Below are 21,570 nucleotides of genomic sequence, written 5' to 3' on the forward strand. Positions count from 1 at the left end.
CATGACCATCGAGTTGCGGCACCTGCGGGCCTTCCTCGCCATCGCCGAGGAGGGCAACGTCACCCGCGCCGCCACCCGTCTCCATCTGGGTCAGCCCGCGCTCTCCCGCACTCTGCGCCAGCTCGAGGACCACCTGGGCGCCCGGCTCGTCGACCGCTCCACACACCACCTGGAGTTGACCGCCGAGGGCCATGTCTTCCGCGACAAAGCACTCGCCGCCCTCGCCGCCGTCGAGACCGCCCTCGATCCCCGGGGGTTGAGAAGCTGGCCGCTGCGCCTGGGCCACACCTGGGCGGCGCTCGGCGACCACACGATCCCGTTGCTGCGCCGCTGGGACCAGACGCGCCCCGGGATTCCGCTGGAGCTGCTCCGCGTCGACGACCGTACGGCGGGCCTCACGCAGGGCAAGGTCGATGCGGCCCTGCTGCGCGGCGCGGTCACCACAGCCGGGCTCCGCACGGAGCCGCTGTTGTCGGAGGAACGGGAGGTGGTCATGCCGGCGGACAGCCCGCTGGCGGCTCTCCCCCGGATCACCCTGGCAGACCTCGCCGCCCATCCGATCGCCCTCAACACCGTCACAGGCACCACGACGACGGACCTGTGGCCACCGACGGCCCGACCCGTCGCGACCATCGAGGTGACCAACACCGACGAATGGTTCATCGCCATCGCCGCGGGCCGCTCCATAGGGGTCTCCACGTCGGCCACCCCGAGCAACTACACGCATCCCTCGCCCGTCTACCGCCCCCTCGCGGACGCGCCGACCGTTCCCGTCGTCCTCGCCTGGCGGGAGGGTCCTGGGCACCCTGCCATCCCTGACCTGCTGGCACTCGCACGCCAGGTCATCGCGGACGGGAGCACTTGACGCAAGGCGTCAGCGAGGACGGCGGGTGTTGAGGCGGGCGGCCTGGCGGGTGAGGTGGTTGCGTTCCGCGAGGTTGGGTGCCTTCTGGGCCGCCTCGGCGTACAGCCGGGCCGCTGTCGTGAGGTCGCCGTCACGTTCGTGGAGGTAGGCGGCCACCGCGGTGTGGCGGGGCAGCGAGTCGTCGAGCGCCGCGAGTGCTGCCAGGCCGGCCCGTGGTCCGTCGGCCTCGCCGACGGCGACCGCGCGGTTGAGCCGGACGACCGGGTTGTCGGTCAGGCCCGCGAGTTCGTCGTACCACTCGACGATCTGCACCCAGTCGGTCTCCTCGGCGGTGGGCGCGTCGGCGTGGAGTGCCGCGACCGCGGCCTGGGCCTGGAACTCACCGAGCCGGTCGCGGGCCAGGGCCGCCTGCAGGATCTCGACGCCCTCGGCGATCAAGGTGGTGTCCCAGCGTCCGCGGTCCTGCTCGGCGAGCGGCACGAGGCTGCCGTCGGGTGCGGTCCGGGCGGCGCGCCGGGCGTGGTGGAGCAGCATGAGGGCGAGCAGTCCCGCCACCTCGGGGTGGTCGATCACGGCGGCGAGTTGCCGGGTGAGCCGGATGGCCTCGGCGGCGAGGTCGACGTCGCCGGAGTAGCCCTCGTTGAAGACCAGGTAGAGGACGCGCAGCACGGTGGCGACGTCGCCGGGCTGGTCGAAGCGCACGTCGGAGACGGTGCGCTTGGCCCGGCTGATGCGCTGGGCCATCGTCGCCTCCGGCACGAGGTAGGCCTGGGCGATCTGCCGGGTGGTGAGCCCGCCGACGGCGCGCAGCGTGAGCGCCACCGCCGACGACGGCGTCAGCGACGGGTGGGCGCACAGGAAGTAGAGCTGGAGCGTGTCGTCCGCCGATGGTGCGGGCCCGGGGGCCTGTTCCTCGTCGACGAGGTCCTCACGCCGGCGGCGGGCGGTGTCCGCCCGGGTCGCGTCGAGGAACTTGCGCCAGGCCACGGTGACCAGCCAGCCCTTCGCATCGCGCGGCGGGTCGGCGGGCCACACGCGGACCGCCTCGATGAGCGCGTCCTGCACGGCGTCCTCGGCCGCCGCGAAGTCTGCTCCGCGGCGGACGAGGATCCCGAGCACGTTCGGCGTGAGGCTCCTGAGGAGGGCCTCGTTCACTTCCAAGTGCATTCCGTGGCCGTGGGCGCGCTGTAGAACGGACGCAGCTCCAGCCACTCGTGGATCGGCTTGCCACCCGCCCCGGGGGCGGCCGACAGTTCCCCCGCCAGCTCGACGGCACGCTCGTAGCTGTCGACGTCGATGATCATCCAGCCGGCGATGAGGTCCTTGGTCTCCGCGAACGGCCCGTCGGTGACCGGCGGACGCCCCTCACCGCCGTACTGGACGAACGTCCCCTCCGGAGCCAGCGCCTTGCTGTCGACGAACTCGCCGCTCTTCTCCAGCCGCGCCGCGAAATCGTTCATGTACTGCACGTGCGCCGAGATCTCCTCGGGCGTCCACTGGTCCATGGGTACGTCGTTGACCGCGGCCGGGGCGCCCCGGTAGTGCTTCAGCAGCAGGTACTTGGCCATGATGTCTCTCCTCGGTGCCGTGCGACCCATTGTGGTCCCGTTCACTGCAGGGACGGAGCAGGCCACGGGTTCTCGACATCGCCGTCCAAGTTTTTCTAGTGCGGCTTGCTCACGTGTGCGGGGATCCGGCGGTGGATGTCATCGATCAGGGTCCGCATCGCCATGCGGAAGATCTCGGCCTGGTGGTCACCGAGGAATGAGGTGTGCCCGAACACCTCCAGGACGACGAGGCCGTGCAGGTGTCCCCACGCGCTCAGCAGGAGAGCGGTCGAGGCCGGCGGCAGATTTCCGAAACCGTAATGGGGCAGTTGTCCCAGGTATTCCAGAAGTGAGGGAGAGAGCGCGGGGGTGTCGGCCGCGGCGAGTTGCTCCGCGGTGAACCCGTCGAACATCTCGCGCTCGAAGATCGAGCTCATCCGGCGCGTCGCCTGGGTGGTCGGGCCGTCGACCGGTGCCGCGTAGTCCCGCAGCGGTGTTCCGTAGAGGAGTTGGAAGCGCTCGGGGTGGGCGATGGCCCATGCGCGATATCCCTCGGCCGCGACCACCAGGCGCGGCAGGGCCGGGTCGTCCGGCGCGGTGTCGACGGTGGCCTGTACGGCATCGGCCAGGTCGTCGTACGCCTTGGTGACGAGCGCCGTGACGAGGGCGTCCCGGCTCGGAAAGTAGTGGTAGAGCGCCTGCACGGTCATTCCGAGGCTGCGGGCGACACCTCGCAGGGACAGGGCCGCGGGTCCTCGTTCGGCGATGTGGAGCTCGGCGGCGTCCAGGATCTCCTGTGTGGCGGCGGCCCGGCGTCGCTGGCGCAGGGTGGGCGGGGCCATTGCGTGTTCCTTCGCGGGCATACGGCGACCGTACGACGGCCGCCTCTGTGGGCCACCCGGAATCTGCTGGGTGTGAAGAAAATCTAACACTGCCAAATCTTCTGCCGCGTCACTAACGTCTCTCCCGGCGACGAAGAGTGCGACACCGCACCTGCTTCTGACGGGGTGAAGAGACTCCGCAGAGCGCCGCGCCGGCCCCCGCGTTGGTCAACTCCGGCCGTTTCGCGTCGTTTTCACCGTATGGACATCAAAGGAGATCGGGCGTGTTTGAACGCATAGCCGAACTGGCGATTCGCCGGTCGCGGCTGGTACTCGTCGTCGCCGTCGTGGCGGTGGCCCTCATGGGAGTCCTGGGCGCCGGCGCGTTCGGCAAGTTGCTGGGAGGTGGCTACGACGACCCGGCCTCCCCGTCCTCCCGGGCCGCGAAGGTCATCGACGAGAAGTTCGGCGGGGAGACGAACCTGGTCCTGCTGGTCCGCGCCTCCGAAGGCCGTGTCGACGCCTCGGCCGCCCAGCAGAGTGGCCGGGCCCTGGCGGCCGACCTCAAGAAGGAAAAGAACCTTGAGAACGTGGTCTCGTTCTGGGACACGGGCAGCCCCGATCTCCGTTCCAAGGACGGCCGCGAGGCCATGGTCCTCGCGCATGTGAAGGGTGAGGGCACCGAGCGGGACGAGAACGCCAAGAGCGTCATCGACGCCTACACCGGACCGTACAAGGACGCGTTCACGGTCCAGGCAGGCGGCGGTGCCGCCGTGAACAGCGAAATGGGCACTCAGTCTGGCGAGGACCTCGTACTGGCCGAGGGCATCGCGGTACCGCTCACCCTCGTCCTGCTGCTGCTCGTCTTCGGCAGCATGGTCGCGGCCCTGTTGCCGCTGGCCATCGGAATCATCGCCATCATGGGCACGTTCGCGGAGCTGTTCATCCTCGGCAGCGTCACCGACGTCTCCATCTTCGCGATCAACCTGACCACGGCTCTGGGCCTCGGCCTCGGCATCGACTACGCGCTGCTGATGGTCAGCCGGTTCAGGGAGCAGCTCGAAGCAGGGGCGAGCGTGGACGACGCCGTCCGGCGGACGGTGAGCACCGCGGGCCGTACGGTCGCGTTCTCCGCCGCGACGGTCGCGGCCGCGCTCGCGGCACTCATGGTGTTCCCGCAGTACTTCCTGCGCTCGTTCGGCTATGCCGGCGTCGGTGTCGTCGCCATCGCGGCCGTCAGCACTCTGTTCGTCATGCCGGCCCTGTTCGTCGTCCTTGGGCACCGGGTCAACAGCGGGCGGCTGCCGTGGGCGAAGGCGAACCGTGGCCGCTCCGACACCCGGGCCCCCTTCTGGGGACGGCTGGCCGGCACCGTCATGCGGCGGCCCGCGCTCACCGCGCTGCCCGTGCTCGCGGTCCTGCTGCTCGCGGCGAGCCCGCTCCTCGGCATCGCCTTCGGCACACCGGACGAACGCGTGCTGCCCGAGGACTCCGAGAGCCGTCAGGTCTCGTCGGTACTGCAGGAGAAGTTCAACGGCAATGACAGCGCGGCCCTCCACGTCGTCATCGACAAAGCCGTGAGCAAGGCCCCCCTGGAGTCGTACGCGGTCGAACTGTCCGGACTCAAGGGTGTCGTCCGCGTCGAGACCAGCACGGGAACCTACGCCGACGGAGGGTCCACGGCGACCGACCCCGGCAACGCCGCCCTCGGCCGCCCCGACGCGCAGCAGATCAACGTGGTGAGCACCCTGTCGCCGAAGTCCGACGCGGCCCAGAACCTGGTCGACGATGTACGGGCGGTCGCCCCGCCCGCCGGGTCACAGTCCCTGGTGGGCGGAGTCGACGCCGTACTGGTCGACTCCAAGGACTCCGTCGGCAGCCGGCTCCCGCTTGCCGTGGCCCTGGTCGCCCTGACCACCTTCCTCCTACTCTTCCTGTTCACCGGCAGCGTCGTACAGCCGCTGCGTGCGCTGGTCCTGAACATGATCAGCCTGGGAGCGACCCTCGGCGTCATGACCTGGATCTTCCAGGACGGCAACCTCTCCTCCCTGCTCGGCTTCACGGCACAGCCGATGGATGTGTCCATGACCGTGCTGATGTTCTGCATCGCCTTCGGCCTCTCGATGGACTACGAGGTGTTCGTCACGAGCCGGATCAAGGAACTCCACGACCTGGGTGAGGACAACGAGTCCGCCGTGACCAACGGCCTCGGACACACGGGACGCATCGTCACCGCGGCGGCCTGTCTGCTCGCGGTGAGCTTCTTCGCCTTCGGAACGGCCAAGCTCAGCTTCATGCAGCTGTTCGGCCTGGGCAGCGGACTGGCCATCCTCATCGACGCGGTCGCCGTACGCGGCATCCTCGTCCCCGCCGCGATGCGCCTGCTCGGCCGCTCGGCCTGGTACGCACCCGGCTTCCTGCGAAAGTTCCACGGGCGGTTCGGCCTCAGCGAGGGCGGCCCCACGCCCACGGCCGCACCGGAGTCCGCGGCGGAGCCGCCGTACGTGAAGAACTCGACGGGAGTCTGACCGACCGAGCTATCCACCGCCGTGTGCCCGCCTCTGCCACACGAGAGGCGGGCACTGCCGCGCATGGGCACGCGGCGATCGACGCGGCCGGCTCGCCAGAGCGTGTGCTCCAAGGCAGCCGCGACGAACTACGGTCACCCGAAGGCCAGTTGGCGCCTGGTCGCCCCGGGCTTCGGCCTCGTTCACCGCACGCCGGACGGCAACTCCGTCGGCAGACAGGCAGACGACCCGTGAGCCGCCCAACACCTCACTCAGCAGTTGCGAGCGGACGGCGTCCCCTGGGCAGCCGAGGGCCATTCGTCTTCCAACACGCCGAAGATCAAGGAATCCCGCCAGCCATCGCGGATCAGCCGAGTGTGCCGAAGGCTTCCTTCGTGCGTCATGCCAAGCTTGGCCAGTACCTGGGAGGAGCCGACGTTCCTCGGATCACACGTGGCATGAATTCGGTGGAGCCCCAGCTCGCCGAATCCGTATGCGAGGAGCTGCCGCCCGATCTGCGTCGCGATGCCCTGCCCCCAGACCTGCGGATGCACGATGTATGTGATCTCGCCTTGGCGCTGGACATGACTGCGAACGAACAGCTCGCCCATACCCACAACGTTGCCCGCCAGGCGGGCGACAAAAGGGAACCGGCACTGGGGCGTGTCCGACCAGGCTCGGACCGCACCCTCCACGAACTCCTGCGTCTGAGCCTCCGTGTTCGGTCCCCACACCTGGTAGCGGCACGCCTCCGAGCGACATGCCCACGAGTGAATCGCCGACCAGTCCTCTGAAGCGATCTTGTCCAAGGTCACCCGGCGCCGACTCATAGGACGATCATGTTCAATGGCCGAGATTTGAAACAGGAGCCTCCAAAGCGCATGAGGACGCTCCTCCCCCACCTAGCCAGCAGCTGCGACACGCATGACGTCTGTCATGAACAGTGATGACAGGCCCCGCCATTCTCACTGTCCATTCGGGCCTAGCTTGGGCTGAGGCCCGCTCCCGAGGGCCTCTCCGGACGCCAACGGTTGGAAATGGACCATGCAGAACAAGACCCTCATTGTCGAAGATCTGATGCTGCTGCTGATGGACGACAAGTCGGGAGCGATCGCGGGAGCCGGCACGCTGTACTACACCCTCGGCGGCGCCGTTCTCGTCGAGCTCGGCCTCGACGGACACATCACGGTCGACGAGAACGACAAGGGAATGAACGGTCTGAAGGTCCACGCCGTCTCCGGCGAGCCGCTGTCGGACCCCGTGCTCCAGACCGCCCATGAGAAGGTCGCCGAACGACTGCGAGGTGTGCAGACCCTCCTCATCGAGATCGGCACCGGGTTGGGCGAGACCCTTCTCGACCGACTCGTCGAGCGGGGCATGCTGCGCCGAGAGAGCAAGAAGACGCTGGGCGTGTTCCGTTCGACTTCCACGACGGCCGCGGACACCCAGCACAAGAAGGCCCTCCTGGAGAAGGTCCGCGCCGTCCTGGCCTATGGCGAGGAGCCAGATGCCCGTACGGCGGCGGTGATCGGGCTCCTCTCCGCAAGCGGCACCCTGCCGAGCCTGCACCGCTCCATCCCGTGGTCGGGCAAGGTCTACAAGCGTGCGAAGCAACTGGAGCAGGCCAGTTGGGGCGCCGAAGCGGTGAACACCGCTGTGATGCGGACCGTGGCAGCGGTCTCTGTGGGGACCGCTGTCGCTGTCACCGTCACCAACTAGGGCGCAGCCGGGACTTGTCCTGCCGATCACGCAACTCCCCATGCTCCGGGGCTCCGTGCTCCGCGCGAGCGGGCCCCCGGATCAGGCGCGCCAGTCGAGTTGCTGTTCAGGGACACCGACGGAGCGGCCGTACTCCAGAGCTTCGCGACGGCCTTCGGCTTGCCCGCGGGGGTAGCGGAAGACCTTGTCGGCAAAGATCACGAACGTGTCGCGCGAGGTGTGAAAGTCCGTGTACCAACCTCCCGTTGACGAGAGACTGGACGCCAGCTGATCCGCGAGTCGCTCGGCTTCGAGCTCATCGGCGGCGAAGTCCAGCAACGTCCAGAACCGTGGCTGGCCCTGCCCGGGGTCGGTCATCTCGACCCGTGTCAGCTTGGTGACCTGCAGTGGGATCCCGGTCAGCTGGGCCCCGACCCGCAGGCTTTCGGCGATCAGTACACCTTCGAGCATCTGAACCTCCTTGGTATCGGTGGGGTTCTCTCCTACTCGGGACCCCTCCCGGCGCCCCTCAGTAGAGTGCCCGGCGTTCGAGCACAGTCGCTCGGACGCGCGTGCCGGAGGGCCACACAGAAGGATCACGACGCGGATGGGCAAGAAGCTCGAAGAGCTGGTTGAGAGCCTGAGCATCTGGCAGACGGGCGACTACGGCGACGTAGACGCTCCAAGTCCTCGCGACCTGGCCATCGCCGAGCTGCGAACGATGGGGCCGCAAGCAGTGCAGGCGCTCATCGAGCGGCTCGATGGTCTCCTGGCCGCCACTGCGGGGCATCGCGAGCGTGTCGACGCCGTCCAGGCCGCATGGACCGCCTGGTACGAGGAGAGCGACAGACTCAGTGACGAGCACGGACTGGGCATCGACCTCGAACGCTATCGCACGATCCCCAGCGACAGCCTCCCTCAGCGGTCGGTGGAGGACACGAACCATCGGGACCCCTACGACCTCAAACAGGGGATCATCGAGGCTCTGCATCAGCTCGGTGACCGGCGGGCGGCGCCCGTGCTCACGGCAGCGCTGACCGACCGTACGTGCATTCCCGCGGCCGCCCAGGCGCTGTGTGACATCCACGCCGACCGAGCCGTGCCTGCGTTGCTGAACGCTGTCACCCTCATCGACCACAACACCAACAAGAGCATCGCGTTCGATCCGCTGTTGGCCTCGCTGCGGCACTACGGGGTCTCCATGGCTCAGGCGCGGGAACGGTTCGAGGCCGAGACCTCCCCGCAGGGCCGGGTGCGACTGATGCACTTGATGACGCAACTGCCCGACGACGGCACCGTCAGGCCCTCCGGGTCGCAGATCAGAGACTCGCTGATCTTTCTGGCGCTCGACGACAAGGACAACACGAGCCGGTGGCAGGCCGTCGAATCGCTGAACGAGATCAACAACAGCACGGTCGAGAGGGACATATTCTCCGACTGGGAAGCGCCGCCCCCGGCCGATGTCATCCGCTCGGCGATCGCCTTGGCCGCCCACGGCGAACCGCCGGGCCACGAACGGGAGTTGACGAGCAGGCTGCGCCGCATTCGGCATACTCCGCCCGCCGCGCGAGCCGTCGAGGCCACGCTCACCCAGGACTCACCCGAGCCGGACGCCCAGGAACTGCTCCTCGCCCTGCGGCTCGCCCTAGGGGTACACGCCTCCGAACTGGACGATCCTCTGCGGTTCGCCCGCGCGTTGCACCGGCTGTCCTCGCACTCCCAGGTCGGCGACTCTGCGCTGCTTGCCCTGCGCCGCACCTGCTGGGATCTGCTGTTCCCGCAGATGGTCCAGGACGACGAAGCGCGCCGCCGCGAGGCGCGGACCATCTTCGACGCCATCGCCACACCGCACGAGCACACCCGGTTCGCGAGCTACACCGCGTCCCAGTCGTTCTGGGGCAAGCTCCGACAGCGGTTCAGGCGGGGGTGACGCACATGCACGGGCGCGTCCACCGTCGCGAGTACCGCTATGCGGGGAGCAAGGGCTGGGTCTGGACCGCCATGGCCGCCCCCCTCGCGGGCGCTGCCGGGCTCACCTACGAGATGGCCTCGGACGACGGGGTGCCGATCGCCGTACCCATAGCCGTGGGCGCCGCGTTCACGGTGATGTTCGTCCTCCTGTTTCTCGCGATCCACGCGACGGCGACGATCAGCGACGAGCGGCACCTGACGATCCGGGGAGTGTTCCGCAGCCGCCAGACGCCGTGGCCGGAAGTGCAGGCGATCGAGACCGAGTTGAACCCCCAGAGGGGCTCGGACGTGGCACCGCGGCACCTCACCGTCCTCTACGACGCGGCGGGCGGCCGGTTCACCCTGCCCCACCTCAACGACCGCAGCCGACCGGACTTCACGCGCGACGTGGAGGCCTTGCGCGAGGTGTGGATGCTCAGGCGCGGCGAGGGCTGGACACCCGTACCCGCGGCTGCGGTCAGGATCGCCCAGGCGCGCAGGCCTTCGCCATCGCGCGCTCAACCCATAACCATCGCGGCGCTCGTCGCGCTGTTCGCCTTCTGGGCGGGCTTTGTCGTCGAGGCCATCGCGTTGATGACGGGGGTATACGCCTACGACGCCGACCACGGCTGGATCGAAACGGCCCTTCACCCCGTGGCTTGGCTGGTGGGCCTCCCCGTCGCGGCCTTCGTGATCACGCTGGCGACCGTGGTGGCGCGCCGCCGAGCATGACACCACCTTGGTCGAGCAGATCGGCCCGGGCCAGTCACCGAGCACACGCCCGGACGCCGTACGGACAAGTCTCCGCGGGGAACTTCGCCCGCGCGGCCCTCAGGGGCAGCAGCTCATCGCTGCCTGCGCCAGTTGGTCTACGCCTTCGATCTCCCAGACGTAGCGGGCGTTCCCCGTTTCGTCCTCGAAGTCATCGGGAGGAAGCAGACCGGACTCCGTTGGGAACGGCGCGAGAGTTCCGATCTCGCCGATCGAGTTCTCCGAGACGATCAAGCCGACTCCGTACTACGACATGAAGGCCATGTAGTCCTGCGGGAACCTGGTGCCCCACCGCGCTTTGGCCGCCTGCGAGTCGATGCGTTCGCCGACGCCTGGATCCGGAGGCAGGACTGACACCGGCAGACGGAACAAGGTGAGACGTGGCGGGCGTTCAGGTGCGGATCAGTTCCAGTGCCTGCTTCAGGTTGTACTCGGCGATGCCCGCCATGAACGCCCGGTCGGGGAAGTCCCCGTCGAGCAGTCGCAGTGGCCCCGCCGTCAGCGACAGACGCTGCGCCAGCATGTAGAGCGCGAGCCGGTCCTCGTCCAGTCCGTCCACCTCCAATGGCCGGTAGGCGTCGTGCAGGCGGATCCGCAGAAAGACGTGCTCCCACTCGACGTCGAAGTACATCAAGTCCTCGATGTCGATCGCCACGGGGTTCCCGACCGCGTCCACCAGCACGTGGTCGGGCCCCAGTTCGCCGTGCACGACCGCGTACTCCGTTCGCGGCCGCACCTCCGCCGCCAGACCCCGCAGCCGTTCCTCCAGCCGGTCGCGCGCCCCCGCGATCCGCGGATCACGCGACGCCGCCTCGGCCAGGTCCCGCAGCGCGCGGTCCAGCACGACCGACTCGCACGACGTCCCGAGCGACGTGCCTCCCTCGTCGACCACGGCCACCTTGCCGTACGTGGACGCCCGATGTTGCCGCATCGCTTCAAGGGCCTCGCCGAGCCGGGCCATGACCGGGGCGGCCGCGCCCGGGTCGCGCGCGAGCAGGTCCTCCAAGTTCTCGCCCGGGATGTCCTCGACGACCGCTAGGTCGGCCGGGCAGTGGGCGCCGTCTCGGTCGACCAGACGGATCGCGGGGACGCGAACTCCGAGCGAGTCGAGCCGCCTGTGCGCGGCCTGGAACAGGTCGAGCCCGAGGCCGGGCGCGAACGGGTCGGTGAGGTCGTCGTCGCCCTCGGCCGTCGGCCAGTAGTTCTCGGCGTCGTCCCACAGGTAGGCGATCGCAGTCGTCGAGTCGTCCATCACCAGGCGGTAGACGCCCTTCTTGCTACCGCCCGCGATCCGCTCAGCGGCCGCCAGCCGCCGCCCACCGCCCAGCGCGGCCCGCGCCGCACCGGCCAACTGCGCACGCGTCTCTGCCTTGGATGCCACGTCCGAACCGCCTCTCCCGCACGACAACCCACGCACCGTACGGGACCCTCTTCCGAGGGGCGATTGCTTTGTTCCGCTCCTCAAGAGACGCGTCGGCCCCCGGAACACGTGTTCCGGGGGCCGACGTTGTCCGACCGCTGGGTCAGGCGGGGGTGATGTTCTCCGCCTGCGGGCCCTTCTGGCCCTGCGTGACGTCGAAGGTCACGACCTGGCCTTCCTGGAGCTCACGGAAGCCGGTGGAGTTGATGTTGGAGTAGTGCGCGAAGACGTCCGGTCCCCCGCCGTCCTGAGCAATGAAGCCGAAGCCCTTTTCGGCGTTGAACCACTTGACGGTTCCCTTGGCCATGCTGATGCCTTCCAGTCAATATCGGACCCGCACCGCGCGGCCCCGGAGGTGATCGCCCTGGTCCGGCACTGCACAGCAAAACGCCCGCGCCGGAGCGCGGGCAGGTACTGCGAACCACGACATCTGAGAGTGACGCTACACGGCAAAACCGGCTCCCACCAGAGAACAACAGCCATGATCCGAACCGCGTCGCGCGTACTGGCCGTCAGCGGTCCGCGCGCGCGGCGTCGGCAGTCGTTCTCCCGGCGCCCAGGGCCGTGCCGATCGGCGTCGGAGGCGCAGATCGTGCGCCCGGACGTGACCTTCCGCAGGCGTGCCGGCATCGCTGAACCGGACGGACACGGCCGGGGCCGCTCAGAGCCGACCGTGTTCCCGGAGGATGTGCAGGGCGCCGAGGGTGACGATGCCCCGCCACTCGGTGCTCTGCGCCGGCATCCAGTGGAGGAAGTGGAAGTCCCAGCCGCCGTCGTCCAGTTGCTCGCTCTCCAGCCGCTCGAGGTCGGCATCGATCTGAGCGGGTGTGAAGAGTGCCCGACTCGGGGTTTCCGGCCGCGGTGAGAGTTCGAGCGGCTTGATGTGTTCGCCCTCGATGCCGCCCGGGACGGGGACGGTGCCGTCGGGGCGAATCGCTGTCCGCAGCCGGTCGATCGCGGTGGCGGCGCGGTCCGGGTCGGGCACCGCGTCGAGGAATTGGAGGGCGAACTCCACGGTGTAGCCGTCGGCTTCCTTCTGCGATTCGAGCTCCCGCCAGCTCCAGGCCGTCGCGGCGTCGAGCCACGGGTGCTCGACCCCCAACTGGTGCAGCCGGCCGGCGATGGCGAAGGTCAGGAAGCTGGACTCGTCGTTCGGCTCCATCCAGGGGGTACGTGGGTGGCCGAGTGCGGAGGGCAGTACTTGTGCGACACCGCCGTCGGCTCGGGCGACCGAGGCGACCCAGTCGGCGGTCGCAGTGACCATCGGGTCGTTCGTGGCGCCGGTCTCCGCCAGGACCCCGAGTGCGGTGAGGGCCGCGGAAGGCTGGCTGCCCGGACAGCGCACATCGGGTTCGAGCGCGTGGCCGAAGCCGCCGTCGGGATTCCGGTAGGGCCGCAGCGCGTCGAGCACCGGCTCGACCGGCGCGTCGTCGAGAAACACTTCGAGCTGGCGCCGCTCGAGCACGCGGGCCGTGCCTTCCATGAACTGTCGCGCCGAGTCGATACGGGATTCGCTGCTGGTCCCAGTGGTCGTTCGAGTAGTCATGCCATCGACGCTAGGCGGCGGTCAGCCGGACGTCTTCCAGGAATCGGACAGGCGTGACTCCCGTCAGCCGGTGGACCTCATCGGTCATGTGGGCCTGACTGGCGTAGCCGGCCGCAAGCGCCTGATCGGCCAGCGACATCGTTGATGCCTCGTCGGCCCCGATGAGCCGGCGGAGCCGGGCGACGCGCGCGAGCGTCTTCGGGGCGTACCCGACCGCGGCGGTCACCCGCCGGTGGAGCTGCCGCTCGCCGACTCCGAGTTCGGCGGCGAGATCGGCCACCCGGATCTCGCGATCCGCCAGGCGGCGGGCCGCCGCGGTGGCGAGCGGATCAGGCGTGGCCCGGCGGTGGAGAACGGCTCCGGCAAGCAGGCGGAGGCTTTCGGCCGTGTCACCGGCCGTGGCCACCTGCTCGCTCAGGGCCCCGGCCTCCGGCCACACCTCGGTGAGAGGGACCTGGAGGTCGCGGACGGCGGAGGCCGGCAGCCCCAGCACGTCGCCCGCGGCACCCTGTCGCAGGCGTACGCCGCAGGTCGGCGCGCCGGTCGGCTCCCACAGCACCGGGCCGGTGTCGGGGCCGACAACGAGTGGCGGGCCGTCGCCCATCCAGACCAGATCGACACAGCCGTCCGGAACCACCCGCTCCGTCCCGTCCACGAGCGTGTCATTACGCCACAGACAAGCCACCACGGGCAGCAGCCCGGTCGGCGCACGGAACTCGCGGTAGGTCACACCATCCACGATAGAACTCCGACTGGCTTCGTCCACGTCCACGTCCACGCCCACGCCCACGTCCACGTCCAGCGGCAGCCTTCCCGTCGGTGAGGAACTGTCGGGTCCACCACCGCACCCGCCCGCGACGGCGGACGGTACGGTCCCGTCCGCCGTGGCACCAGCATCCGTCTGCCCAGCCGCCTACATGTCACCGTCGTCGTCGGGGCGCAGAGATGGCCGCGCAAGGAATAGTCCGCGCGCGTGCGCCCGAGCCCAGACTGCCGACTGCCGACTGCCGACTGCCGACTGCCGACTGCCGACTGCCGACTGCCGGAGCACGGCACACCGGTCAGCGCAGTGACAGCCTGAGCGAGCGGTCTCTCAGGCTTTACTCTCCTGCGCCTCGTTCCGGATGTCGGTCTTGCGCTGGGGCGTTCGGTCTTCTCGTGGCAGTCGGTGCTCCAAACGCAGCATCAGCACTACGCCCAGTGAGGCGAGGAGACCGACGGCGAGCCACGGCAACTGGTGGCCGTGGCTGAAGAGCAGACCGAACAGGGCCGGCGCGAGGATGTCCGCGCCCGCGAAGGAGTACTGGAACGCTGCCAGGTAGGTGCCCCGCGACCCGGATGGCGCCGCGTCCGCGGCGAGCGCGTTCGACGCGGGCCCGTAGGTCATCTCCGCGACGGTGTAGCACACCACCACCGCCACCAGGAACGGCACCAGCGCTCGGGACGGCAGCAGTGCGGCCGCCGCGGACGCGGCGCACCACAGCGCCCACAGTCCGCCGGCCCACACCATGGCGCGGACGCGCGTGCAGCGGCGCCGTACGAAGCGGGTCACGGCGGCTGTGCAGGTGGCCAGCAGCAATGTGTTCAGGGCCAGGAGAGGGCCGGGCGCCCAGTCGGGTCCGGACAGGCCCTGGACGACGTAGACGGGCAGTGACAGGGCGAGGAACGTGCTGCACAGGGCGAAGATCGTGCATGTCCCGATCAGCGCAAGGTAGGGCCGGTCCCGCAGTAGCACCCGGTAGCCGGAACTTCCCTCGACCGGTGGCGGGGCGTGCGGGGTGGAGGGCACCGCCAGGACAACCACCAGCGCGGCGGCCAGGAACGCCAGTGCGCTGGCGATGATCAGCCTGTCGTACACGCGCGCGGAGCCGACGGCGAGCACCGCGCCCGCCAGCAGCGCCCCACCACCGGCCCCCGTCTCCCGCATCATTCCGGTCCGGGCGAACCAGTGGTCCTTGGCTCCCGCATCCTCGGCGTCCGCCTGATCGGCGATGAGCGTGAAGACCGATGACCAGTAGACGCGTAGGCCGACCGATGCCACCAGGACCGCGGTCACCAGCGAACCCGCCCCGGAGACCGCCAGGTAGAGCAGGAAACCAAACCCCTGGACGGCCTGGCCGCCGGCGACCACCAGTCGCGGCCCGACCCGGTCGACCAGCCGCCCGACGACCAACGGCACCGGCAAGGTCAGGGCCGTACCCACACTGACGAGCACGCCGATGGCGGCCAAGTCCAGATCAGTGACCCTCAGGAAGTACAGCAGCGAGAGCGGGAGATACAGGCCCGTGCCCAATGAGTCGACCGCCACCGCCACCAAGAGTGGCCAGCGCCTTGAGCCGTTATGGCCCGTACCGTCGCCCACCGCCGCCCGTGCCACGCCATGCACCGCCCCGCCTCGCCCCGCCGACTGACGGCCGGCCCCCGTTTGTAACAAGGTTGCCGGTAGCCCTCAACTCCTTATCGCTGTGCGGCAGGGCTACTTCGCGGGTTCGTGGGGAGAGCCGGTCAGTCCGGCCGCGGTCTGGGTGAGGTGCTGAGCCAGTACCTCAGCCGCCGTGTCGGCGTCGCGGGCCAGCGCCGCCTCCTCCAGTCGGCGGTGTTCGTCGACGCCGTCCCGGTCGGGGTTGCGGTGTGCCGACCAGCGGCGAGCCAGCTCGCTCGCGGTCCACATCCGGTCGACGGTCTCCAGCAGGACGGGATTGCCGCAGCCTTCCAACAGGGTGCGGTGGAAGAGCCGGTGGGCTTCGGACCATGCGCTGCTGTAGTACTCGCCCTCCTCCGGAACGTACGCCGGAGTGCGCGCCAGACGGTGGTGGGCGGCACGTACGCGGGCCTCCCAGTCGACGTCGCCGCGCTCGACGGACATGCGCAGCACGACCGGTTCGATGGTTCGGCGTGCCTCCGTGATCTCCTGCCAGCGGCTGTCGGAGAAGGACGGGACGGCGAAGCCGCGGTTGGGCAGCCGGTCGGCGAGACCCTCGCCGACCACCCGCACGAGCGCCTCGCGCACGACGGCCAGGCTCACGCCCTGTTCCTTGGCGAGATCCTGCGGTTTGAGGGCGTGGCCGGGGGCGTACTCCCCGCGCATGATCGCGTCCCGCAGGTATGCGTAGACCTGCTCGGAGAGCATCTGCTTGCCCGGCGAAGTCGGGGTGTGGGCCGTCTGGGTCATGCCGTCATCGTAGACGATCCAGTCGATAATCGATTATCCGTGTTATCGTCGATTCCATCGTCGGCGGAAGTCGGCAGGGATCCCTCTGCGCGACGCCGCGGCCCCTCCGTCGGCCGCGTCACCGCCACCCCACCGCACGGTCTGAAAGGAACGACGCGCATGAGCGCCAACGACCCCTTCGCCCGCCTCCCCGAGGCGGTCTCCTTCACCGTTACGAGCGCCAACGTCACCGACGGCTCCGCCTGGTCGCCCGAGCAACTCTCCGGCATGTCCGGCGTCCCCGGCGGGAAGGACGTCTCGCCGCAGTTGTCCTGGAACGGCGCCCCGGAAGGCACCAAGAGCTACGCCGTCACCGTGTACGACCCCGACGCCCCCACCGGGTCCGGGTTCTGGCACTGGGCGGTCGCCGACATCCCCGCCACCGTCACCGAGCTGCCCGAGGGCGCCGGCGACGACACCGGCTCGGGCCTGCCCGAGGGCGCCTTCCAGCTGCCCAACGACGCCCGCGCAGCCCGCTTCATCGGCGCCGCCCCGCCGGCCGGGCACGGCCCGCACCGCTACTTCGTCGTGGTGCATGCCCTCGCCGTCGAGTCCATCGGCGTGGCCGCCGACGCCACGCCGGCCGTCCTCGGGTTCACCATGGCGGGCCACATACTCGGCCGCGCGGTCCTGACCGCCAGTGCCGAGACTCCCGCCTGACGAACAGCATGTCCGTACTCATCGACACCACGGAGATGTATCTACGCACCATCCTGGAGCTCGAAGAGGATGGCGTGGTCCCCCTGCGCGCCCGCATCGCCGAGCGCCTGGACCAGAGTGGGCCCACCGTCAGCCAGACCGCCGCCCGCATGCAGCGCGACGGGCTGCTGCACGTCGCCGGCGACCGGCACCTGGAGTTGACGGTGACGGGCCGTCGACTGGCCATGCGCGTGATGCGCAAGCACCGGCTCGCCGTGTGTCTGCTCGTCGACGTGATCGGTCTGGAGTGGGAGCAGGTGCACGACGAAGCCTGCCGCTGGGAGCACGTGATGAGCGAGGCCGTCGAGCGCCGTGCCCTGGAGTTGCTCCGGAACCCGACCAAGTCGCCCTACGGCAACCCGATCCCGGGCCTGGAGGAGCTCGGCGTGAAGAGCAGCCTGGATCCGTTCCTCGACGAGCCCATCGTCAGCCTCAGCGAACTGGACCCCGGGCCGTTCGGCGCGAGCGCGGTCGTAGGGCGCATCGGGGAGCTGATCCAGACCGATCTCCCGCTGATGCGCACCCTGCGGCAGGCCGGGGTGCGGCCCGGCGCGGTCGTGCGCGTGACGTCATCGTCCGGCGGCGTGCTGGTCGGCAGCGGCGGGGAGGCCGCCGAACTCCCCACGCAGACCGCCGCGCACGTCTTCGTGGCCAAGCGCTGAGCCCGGCCAGGCACCGACCCGCCGCCGTGGACCCGTACAAGGCATCAGGACGGCCCTCGACCACTGGAACGGAGGATCGTGGTCGAGGGCCGTCCTCGCCCTCACGAGGCGCAGGCCTCGGCGATCGACAGGCTGTTCTCGTAGAGGTGGTGCCGGGTGATCCGGCCGTCCTCGACGGTGAGGCGCAGTGCGAACGGGCCCTCGAAGGACTTTCCCGTCGCGCGTACGGTCCCCGACAGGTGGCCCATCAGGACGGCGTCGGTGCCGTCGACGAGGAAGGTGTCGACGGAGGCGCGCGCGTCCTCGGGCACGGTGTGCTCCATCAACTCCGTGAACTGGGCGGCGCATTCGGCGGCGGTGGAGCGCGGGCGGATCCACGGGACGGCGGGGTTCTCGGCGAGCATCCAGTCGACCTCGTCGGCGAAGAGCACGACGAGCCGCCCGGTGTCCCCGGCCACCCGGGCGGCGATGAACTCCTGCACGGCAGCCCGAGTGGCTTCAGCCACGGAACTCGCGGTGCCGGCCGCACCCGCGATGGTTGCTGAACTCGCCTTGGTCACGGTGGACTTGACGGCCATGGCACTCTCCTCGCTGCTACGGCTGAATCCCGGCGGGGGTTCCCGTCGATGTGCTTGATCCTGCTGGAGTGAGGGGAGAACGGTCGATTACCCCGGGAGTAATGGCTCCGGCCGCAACTTTGAACACTGAGATGACAAAGTATGGACATGCCAAGTGAAAGCCCCTTAGGTTGGCGGCGCAACGCAGCCACGTCACTGAAGACCGGAACGAAATCCGGCACGGTCCGGTCCCGCCTTATGGAGGACCGTTGTCCCACCATCCGTTCCTGCGTGCCCGAAGACTTCTCACCGCCCTACTGACCGGAGCCGTCCTCGCCGGCGGCCTGTTGGCCGCCCCGGCGTCCTCAGCCGCCCCGTCGGACCTCCCGCCACAGGAGCCCGGTGTCACGCTGCGCGTGTTCGACGTGCAGACGCCGCTGAGCAAGCTGTGCACCCTCAAGCCCGGACAGACCCCCAACCACGACTCGTTGAAGGCCACGGTGGACTGGTCCACGGCCGACGACTTCGGTGGCTTCTCCGACCGCTTCGTCACAGAGGTGACCGGCAACCTGGTCGTGCCGCGCGACGGTACCTACGGGTTCCGTCTCACCAGCGACGACGGCTCCCGGCTGACCATCGACGGCACCACGGTGGTCGACCACGACGGACTCCACGGCGCGGAGCCGAAGGACGGCGCGGTCTCGCTCACCGCGGGGTCGCACCCGCTGCGCATCGATCACTTCGAGCGCGACGGCGGGCAGCAGCTCCAACTGGCCTGGAAGCCGCCGGGCGAGAGCGACTTCGCTGTCGTGCCCCGCGAGGCGCTGACTACGGATGCCGACGTCGTCCGGGTGACGGCACCCGGACGCAAGGAATGTGAGGCGAGCGGCGACTCCCCCGGCGACGGCCTCCCGCTCACCTCCGTACGGCCGGACCTGACGCTCACCGATCTGCGCCCCGACGGTTTCGAACCGCAGGTCACCGGTATGGACTGGCTGCCCGACGGACGGTTGGCGATCAGTACCTGGGGCGGCTCCGACAACGTTGCCGGAGAGGTCTATCTGCTGGACAACGTCACCGGTCCGACGAGCAAGGACGAGGTCACCTTCAAGAAGGTGGCAAGTGGTCTGCGTGAGCCCATGGGCATCAAGTACGTCGACGGTTCGCTGTACGTCTCGCAGAAGCACGAGCTGACCCGGCTCGTCGACCGGGACCGCGACGACGTGGCCGACGAGTACCGCACCGTGGCGACCTGGCCGTACGGAGGGAACTTCCATGAGTTCGCCTTCGGACTCCTCTACCGCGACGGCTACTTCTATGTGAACCTCTCCGTCTCCATCAACCTCGGCGGGGCGACCACGGTTCCGCAGCCCGCGCCGGGCCGCGGGGTCACGTACAAGGTCAGCAAGAAGACGGGCAGGATCAGCCCGGTCGCCGGCGGACTTCGTACGCCGAACGGGATCGGCTGGGGCCCGGACGGTGAGCTCTTCGCCACGGACAACCAGGGCGGTTGGCTTCCTTCCTCGAAGCTCGTCCACGTCAAGCCGGACCGCTTCTTCAACCACTACACCGAGCCGTCCGGCCCGTTCGACGCCTCCACACCGACCAATCCCGTGCTGTGGCTGCCCCAGAACGAGATCGCCAACTCGCCCTCCACACCCCTGTATGTGAAGAAGGGCAGGTTCGCGGGTCAGATGCTGATCGGCGACGTGACCTACGGCGGCCTGCAGCGCGCGTACCTGGAGAAGGTGAAGGGCCAGTATCAGGGCGCCGTCTTCCGCTACACGCAGGGTCTTGAGGCCGGAGTCAACCGCCTCACCCTCGGTCCCGACGGCTCGATCTACGCCGGAGGTCTCGGCGCCGAGGGCAACTGGGGCCAGGAGGGCAAGCTCAAGTTCGGCCTGCAGAAGCTCACGCCCAACGGCGGCAACACCTTCGACATCCAGACGATGCGCGCCGTGCCGGGCGGCTTCGACCTGACGTACACCCAGCCGGTGTCCGCGACGACGGCCGAGGAGCTGGCCAAGCGCTACCGGGCCGAGCAGTGGCGCTACACGCCGACCGCCGACTACGGCGGCCCGAAGATCGCCGAAGAAGCCCTGCCCGTACGATCTGCCGAGCTGTCGAAGGACGGGCGTACCGTGCGGCTTCGGCTGGACGGGCTGAAGTCGGGCCGGGTCGTCCACCTGCGGTCCCCACGTCCCTTCACCTCTGCGTCCGGTGAGGCGCTGTGGAGCACCGAGGCCTGGTACACGCTCAATGCCATGCCCGGCAAGCAGCCGCCGCCCGCCACTCAGTACGAGGCCGAGGAAGCGCGTCTGACGGGCTCAGCGGGCGTCAACACCGATCATGTCGGCCACTCCGGCAGCGGCTTCGTCGACCGGTACTCCACGGAGGGCAAGGTTGCCACCACCTTCGACGTGACAGTCCCCAAGGCGGGCACGTACGACGTCAACCTGCGCTATTCCAACGGCCCGAATCCGTTCCAGGGCACCAAGTCGCTCTCCCTGTACACCAACGGGAAGAAGCTGCGGCAAGTGAAGCTGGCCTCCACCGGTGACTGGGATTCATGGTCCACACAGACCGAACCGGTAGTGCTGCGCGCCGGAAAGAACACCGTCTCCTACAGCTACGACGCCGGCGACACCGGCCACGTCAACCTCGATCTGATCACTGTTCGCCCGCACGGGGCACAGCTCACTCTCTTCGACGGGAGCGCCGCCTCGCAGTCCGAGTGGCAGCACACGGACGGGCGACGGCTCAAGTGGCCGCTCACCGACGAGCAGTCGATGGAGGTGTGCTGCGGTGACATCCGGACCCTGGACGCGTACCAGGACTTCAAGTTGCATGTCGAGTTCCGCGTTCCGCTGCTGCCTCCCGATGTCACGGGACAGGACCGTGGCAACAGCGGAATCTTCATCCAGGACCGCTACGAACTCCAGATCCTCGACTCCTACGGTGACACCTCACTGGACACCAACGAAGCCGGAGCCATCTATCTGAAGAAGGCACCCGATGTGAACGCGGCCAAAGCTCCGGAGACTTGGCAGACGTACGACATCGTCTTCCGCGCCGCCCACTACGACGACAGCGGCCGCAAGACGGCCGACGCGCGGGTGACAGTGGTCTGGAACGGCCAGAAGGTGCACGACGACATCGCCCTCGACGGCCCCACCGCCTCGGGCAGAGCCGAGACACCGGCCGCGGGCGCGATCCGTCTGCAGGACCACGGGAACAAGGTCCGGTTCCGCAACATCACCCTGGAGCCTCTGACCTGACCTGATCCGAAGCCGGGCCCGGTTCCTGACCCGGGCCC

At 69.1% G+C, this 21,570-nt stretch carries 21 protein-coding genes; 8 read left to right on the forward strand and 13 right to left on the reverse strand.

Features of this window, described 5'->3' with window-relative positions:
- The first annotated feature begins 1 nt into the window (after position 1).
- A complete protein-coding gene (locus QF035_RS04150) occupies positions 2 to 865 on the forward strand; it encodes a LysR family transcriptional regulator (RefSeq protein WP_307518188.1) in 864 nt (287 codons plus the stop codon).
- A gap of 9 nt (positions 866 to 874) precedes the next feature.
- Here the strand turns inward: QF035_RS04150 and QF035_RS04155 are convergent, their stop codons facing one another.
- The 3 genes from QF035_RS04155 to QF035_RS04165 form a co-directional block, all read right to left on the reverse strand.
- Positions 875 to 2,020 (reverse strand): RNA polymerase sigma factor, encoded by a 1,146-nt coding sequence (locus tag QF035_RS04155; protein WP_307530889.1) that lies wholly within the window; start codon positions 2,018 to 2,020, stop codon positions 875 to 877.
- Complete coding sequence (locus QF035_RS04160) at positions 2,017 to 2,433, reverse strand: YciI family protein (RefSeq protein WP_189842512.1); 417 nt, start codon at positions 2,431 to 2,433, stop codon at positions 2,017 to 2,019. Before QF035_RS04160 ends, QF035_RS04155 begins: the two co-directional genes overlap by 4 nt.
- Before the next feature lie 95 nt (positions 2,434 to 2,528).
- Positions 2,529 to 3,275 (reverse strand): TetR/AcrR family transcriptional regulator, encoded by a 747-nt coding sequence (locus QF035_RS04165; RefSeq protein WP_307518189.1) that lies wholly within the window; start codon positions 3,273 to 3,275, stop codon positions 2,529 to 2,531.
- Between the two features lie 242 nt (positions 3,276 to 3,517).
- Between QF035_RS04165 and QF035_RS04170 the strand changes: the two genes are divergently transcribed.
- Positions 3,518 to 5,761 carry an MMPL family transporter gene (locus QF035_RS04170; protein WP_307518190.1) on the forward strand — a complete coding sequence of 748 codons (2,244 nt, stop codon included), beginning with the start codon at positions 3,518 to 3,520 and terminating at the stop codon, positions 5,759 to 5,761.
- A 251-nt stretch (positions 5,762 to 6,012) separates the two neighbouring features.
- Here QF035_RS04170 and QF035_RS04175 read toward each other — a convergent pair whose 3' ends face one another.
- On the reverse strand, positions 6,013 to 6,570 hold the full coding sequence (locus tag QF035_RS04175; RefSeq protein ID WP_307518192.1) for a GNAT family N-acetyltransferase: 558 nt from the start codon (positions 6,568 to 6,570) through the stop codon (positions 6,013 to 6,015).
- A gap of 214 nt (positions 6,571 to 6,784) precedes the next feature.
- Between QF035_RS04175 and QF035_RS04180 the strand changes: the two genes are divergently transcribed.
- Positions 6,785 to 7,459 (forward strand): GOLPH3/VPS74 family protein, encoded by a 675-nt coding sequence (locus QF035_RS04180; RefSeq protein ID WP_307518193.1) that lies wholly within the window; start codon positions 6,785 to 6,787, stop codon positions 7,457 to 7,459.
- Between the two features lie 81 nt (positions 7,460 to 7,540).
- Here QF035_RS04180 and QF035_RS04185 read toward each other — a convergent pair whose 3' ends face one another.
- Positions 7,541 to 7,909 carry a hypothetical protein gene (locus QF035_RS04185; RefSeq protein WP_307518194.1) on the reverse strand — a complete coding sequence of 123 codons (369 nt, stop codon included), beginning with the start codon at positions 7,907 to 7,909 and terminating at the stop codon, positions 7,541 to 7,543.
- A gap of 136 nt (positions 7,910 to 8,045) precedes the next feature.
- Here QF035_RS04185 and QF035_RS04190 point away from each other — a divergent pair, with 136 nt between their 5' ends.
- Both QF035_RS04190 and QF035_RS04195 read left to right on the forward strand, forming a co-directional pair.
- Positions 8,046 to 9,368 (forward strand): hypothetical protein, encoded by a 1,323-nt coding sequence (locus QF035_RS04190; RefSeq protein ID WP_307518195.1) that lies wholly within the window; start codon positions 8,046 to 8,048, stop codon positions 9,366 to 9,368.
- Between the two features lie 5 nt (positions 9,369 to 9,373).
- Positions 9,374 to 10,120 (forward strand): hypothetical protein, encoded by a 747-nt coding sequence (locus QF035_RS04195; protein ID WP_307518197.1) that lies wholly within the window; start codon positions 9,374 to 9,376, stop codon positions 10,118 to 10,120.
- Between the two features lie 99 nt (positions 10,121 to 10,219).
- Here QF035_RS04195 and QF035_RS04200 read toward each other — a convergent pair whose 3' ends face one another.
- From QF035_RS04200 to QF035_RS04230, 7 genes are all read right to left on the reverse strand, one after another.
- Entirely contained in the window at positions 10,220 to 10,393 is a 174-nt protein-coding gene (locus tag QF035_RS04200; RefSeq protein WP_307518199.1) for a hypothetical protein, read from the reverse strand.
- Between the two features lie 157 nt (positions 10,394 to 10,550).
- Positions 10,551 to 11,510, reverse strand: a complete 960-nt coding sequence (locus QF035_RS04205; RefSeq protein ID WP_373466925.1) for a phosphotransferase family protein — start codon at positions 11,508 to 11,510, stop codon at positions 10,551 to 10,553.
- A gap of 172 nt (positions 11,511 to 11,682) precedes the next feature.
- A complete protein-coding gene (locus tag QF035_RS04210; protein ID WP_055617413.1) occupies positions 11,683 to 11,886 on the reverse strand; it encodes a cold-shock protein in 204 nt (67 codons plus the stop codon).
- A 354-nt stretch (positions 11,887 to 12,240) separates the two neighbouring features.
- Positions 12,241 to 13,125: a hypothetical protein gene (locus QF035_RS04215; RefSeq protein WP_307518204.1), complete on the reverse strand. Its 885-nt coding sequence runs from the start codon at positions 13,123 to 13,125 to the stop codon at positions 12,241 to 12,243.
- A 10-nt stretch (positions 13,126 to 13,135) separates the two neighbouring features.
- Positions 13,136 to 13,855, reverse strand: coding sequence for a helix-turn-helix transcriptional regulator (locus QF035_RS04220; RefSeq protein ID WP_307518205.1), 720 nt, complete (start codon positions 13,853 to 13,855; stop codon positions 13,136 to 13,138).
- 363 nt (positions 13,856 to 14,218) lie between these two features.
- Positions 14,219 to 15,433, reverse strand: coding sequence for an MFS transporter (locus tag QF035_RS04225; protein ID WP_307518207.1), 1,215 nt, complete (start codon positions 15,431 to 15,433; stop codon positions 14,219 to 14,221).
- Between the two features lie 168 nt (positions 15,434 to 15,601).
- On the reverse strand, positions 15,602 to 16,297 hold the full coding sequence (locus tag QF035_RS04230; RefSeq protein ID WP_307518209.1) for a GntR family transcriptional regulator: 696 nt from the start codon (positions 16,295 to 16,297) through the stop codon (positions 15,602 to 15,604).
- 159 nt (positions 16,298 to 16,456) lie between these two features.
- Here QF035_RS04230 and QF035_RS04235 point away from each other — a divergent pair, with 159 nt between their 5' ends.
- Positions 16,457 to 16,996, forward strand: a complete 540-nt coding sequence (locus tag QF035_RS04235) for a YbhB/YbcL family Raf kinase inhibitor-like protein (RefSeq protein WP_307518210.1) — start codon at positions 16,457 to 16,459, stop codon at positions 16,994 to 16,996.
- Positions 16,997 to 17,004: 8 nt separating this feature from the next.
- Complete coding sequence (locus QF035_RS04240) at positions 17,005 to 17,697, forward strand: metal-dependent transcriptional regulator (protein WP_307518212.1); 693 nt, start codon at positions 17,005 to 17,007, stop codon at positions 17,695 to 17,697.
- Positions 17,698 to 17,798: 101 nt separating this feature from the next.
- Here the strand turns inward: QF035_RS04240 and QF035_RS04245 are convergent, their stop codons facing one another.
- Positions 17,799 to 18,275: a nuclear transport factor 2 family protein gene (locus QF035_RS04245; RefSeq protein WP_307518213.1), complete on the reverse strand. Its 477-nt coding sequence runs from the start codon at positions 18,273 to 18,275 to the stop codon at positions 17,799 to 17,801.
- Between the two features lie 248 nt (positions 18,276 to 18,523).
- Between QF035_RS04245 and QF035_RS04250 the strand changes: the two genes are divergently transcribed.
- Entirely contained in the window at positions 18,524 to 21,532 is a 3,009-nt protein-coding gene (locus tag QF035_RS04250; protein WP_307518215.1) for a family 16 glycoside hydrolase, read from the forward strand.
- The last annotated feature ends 38 nt before the right edge of the window (positions 21,533 to 21,570 follow it).

The organism is Streptomyces umbrinus (assembly GCF_030817415.1).
GTDB lineage: Bacteria > Actinomycetota > Actinomycetes > Streptomycetales > Streptomycetaceae > Streptomyces > Streptomyces umbrinus_A.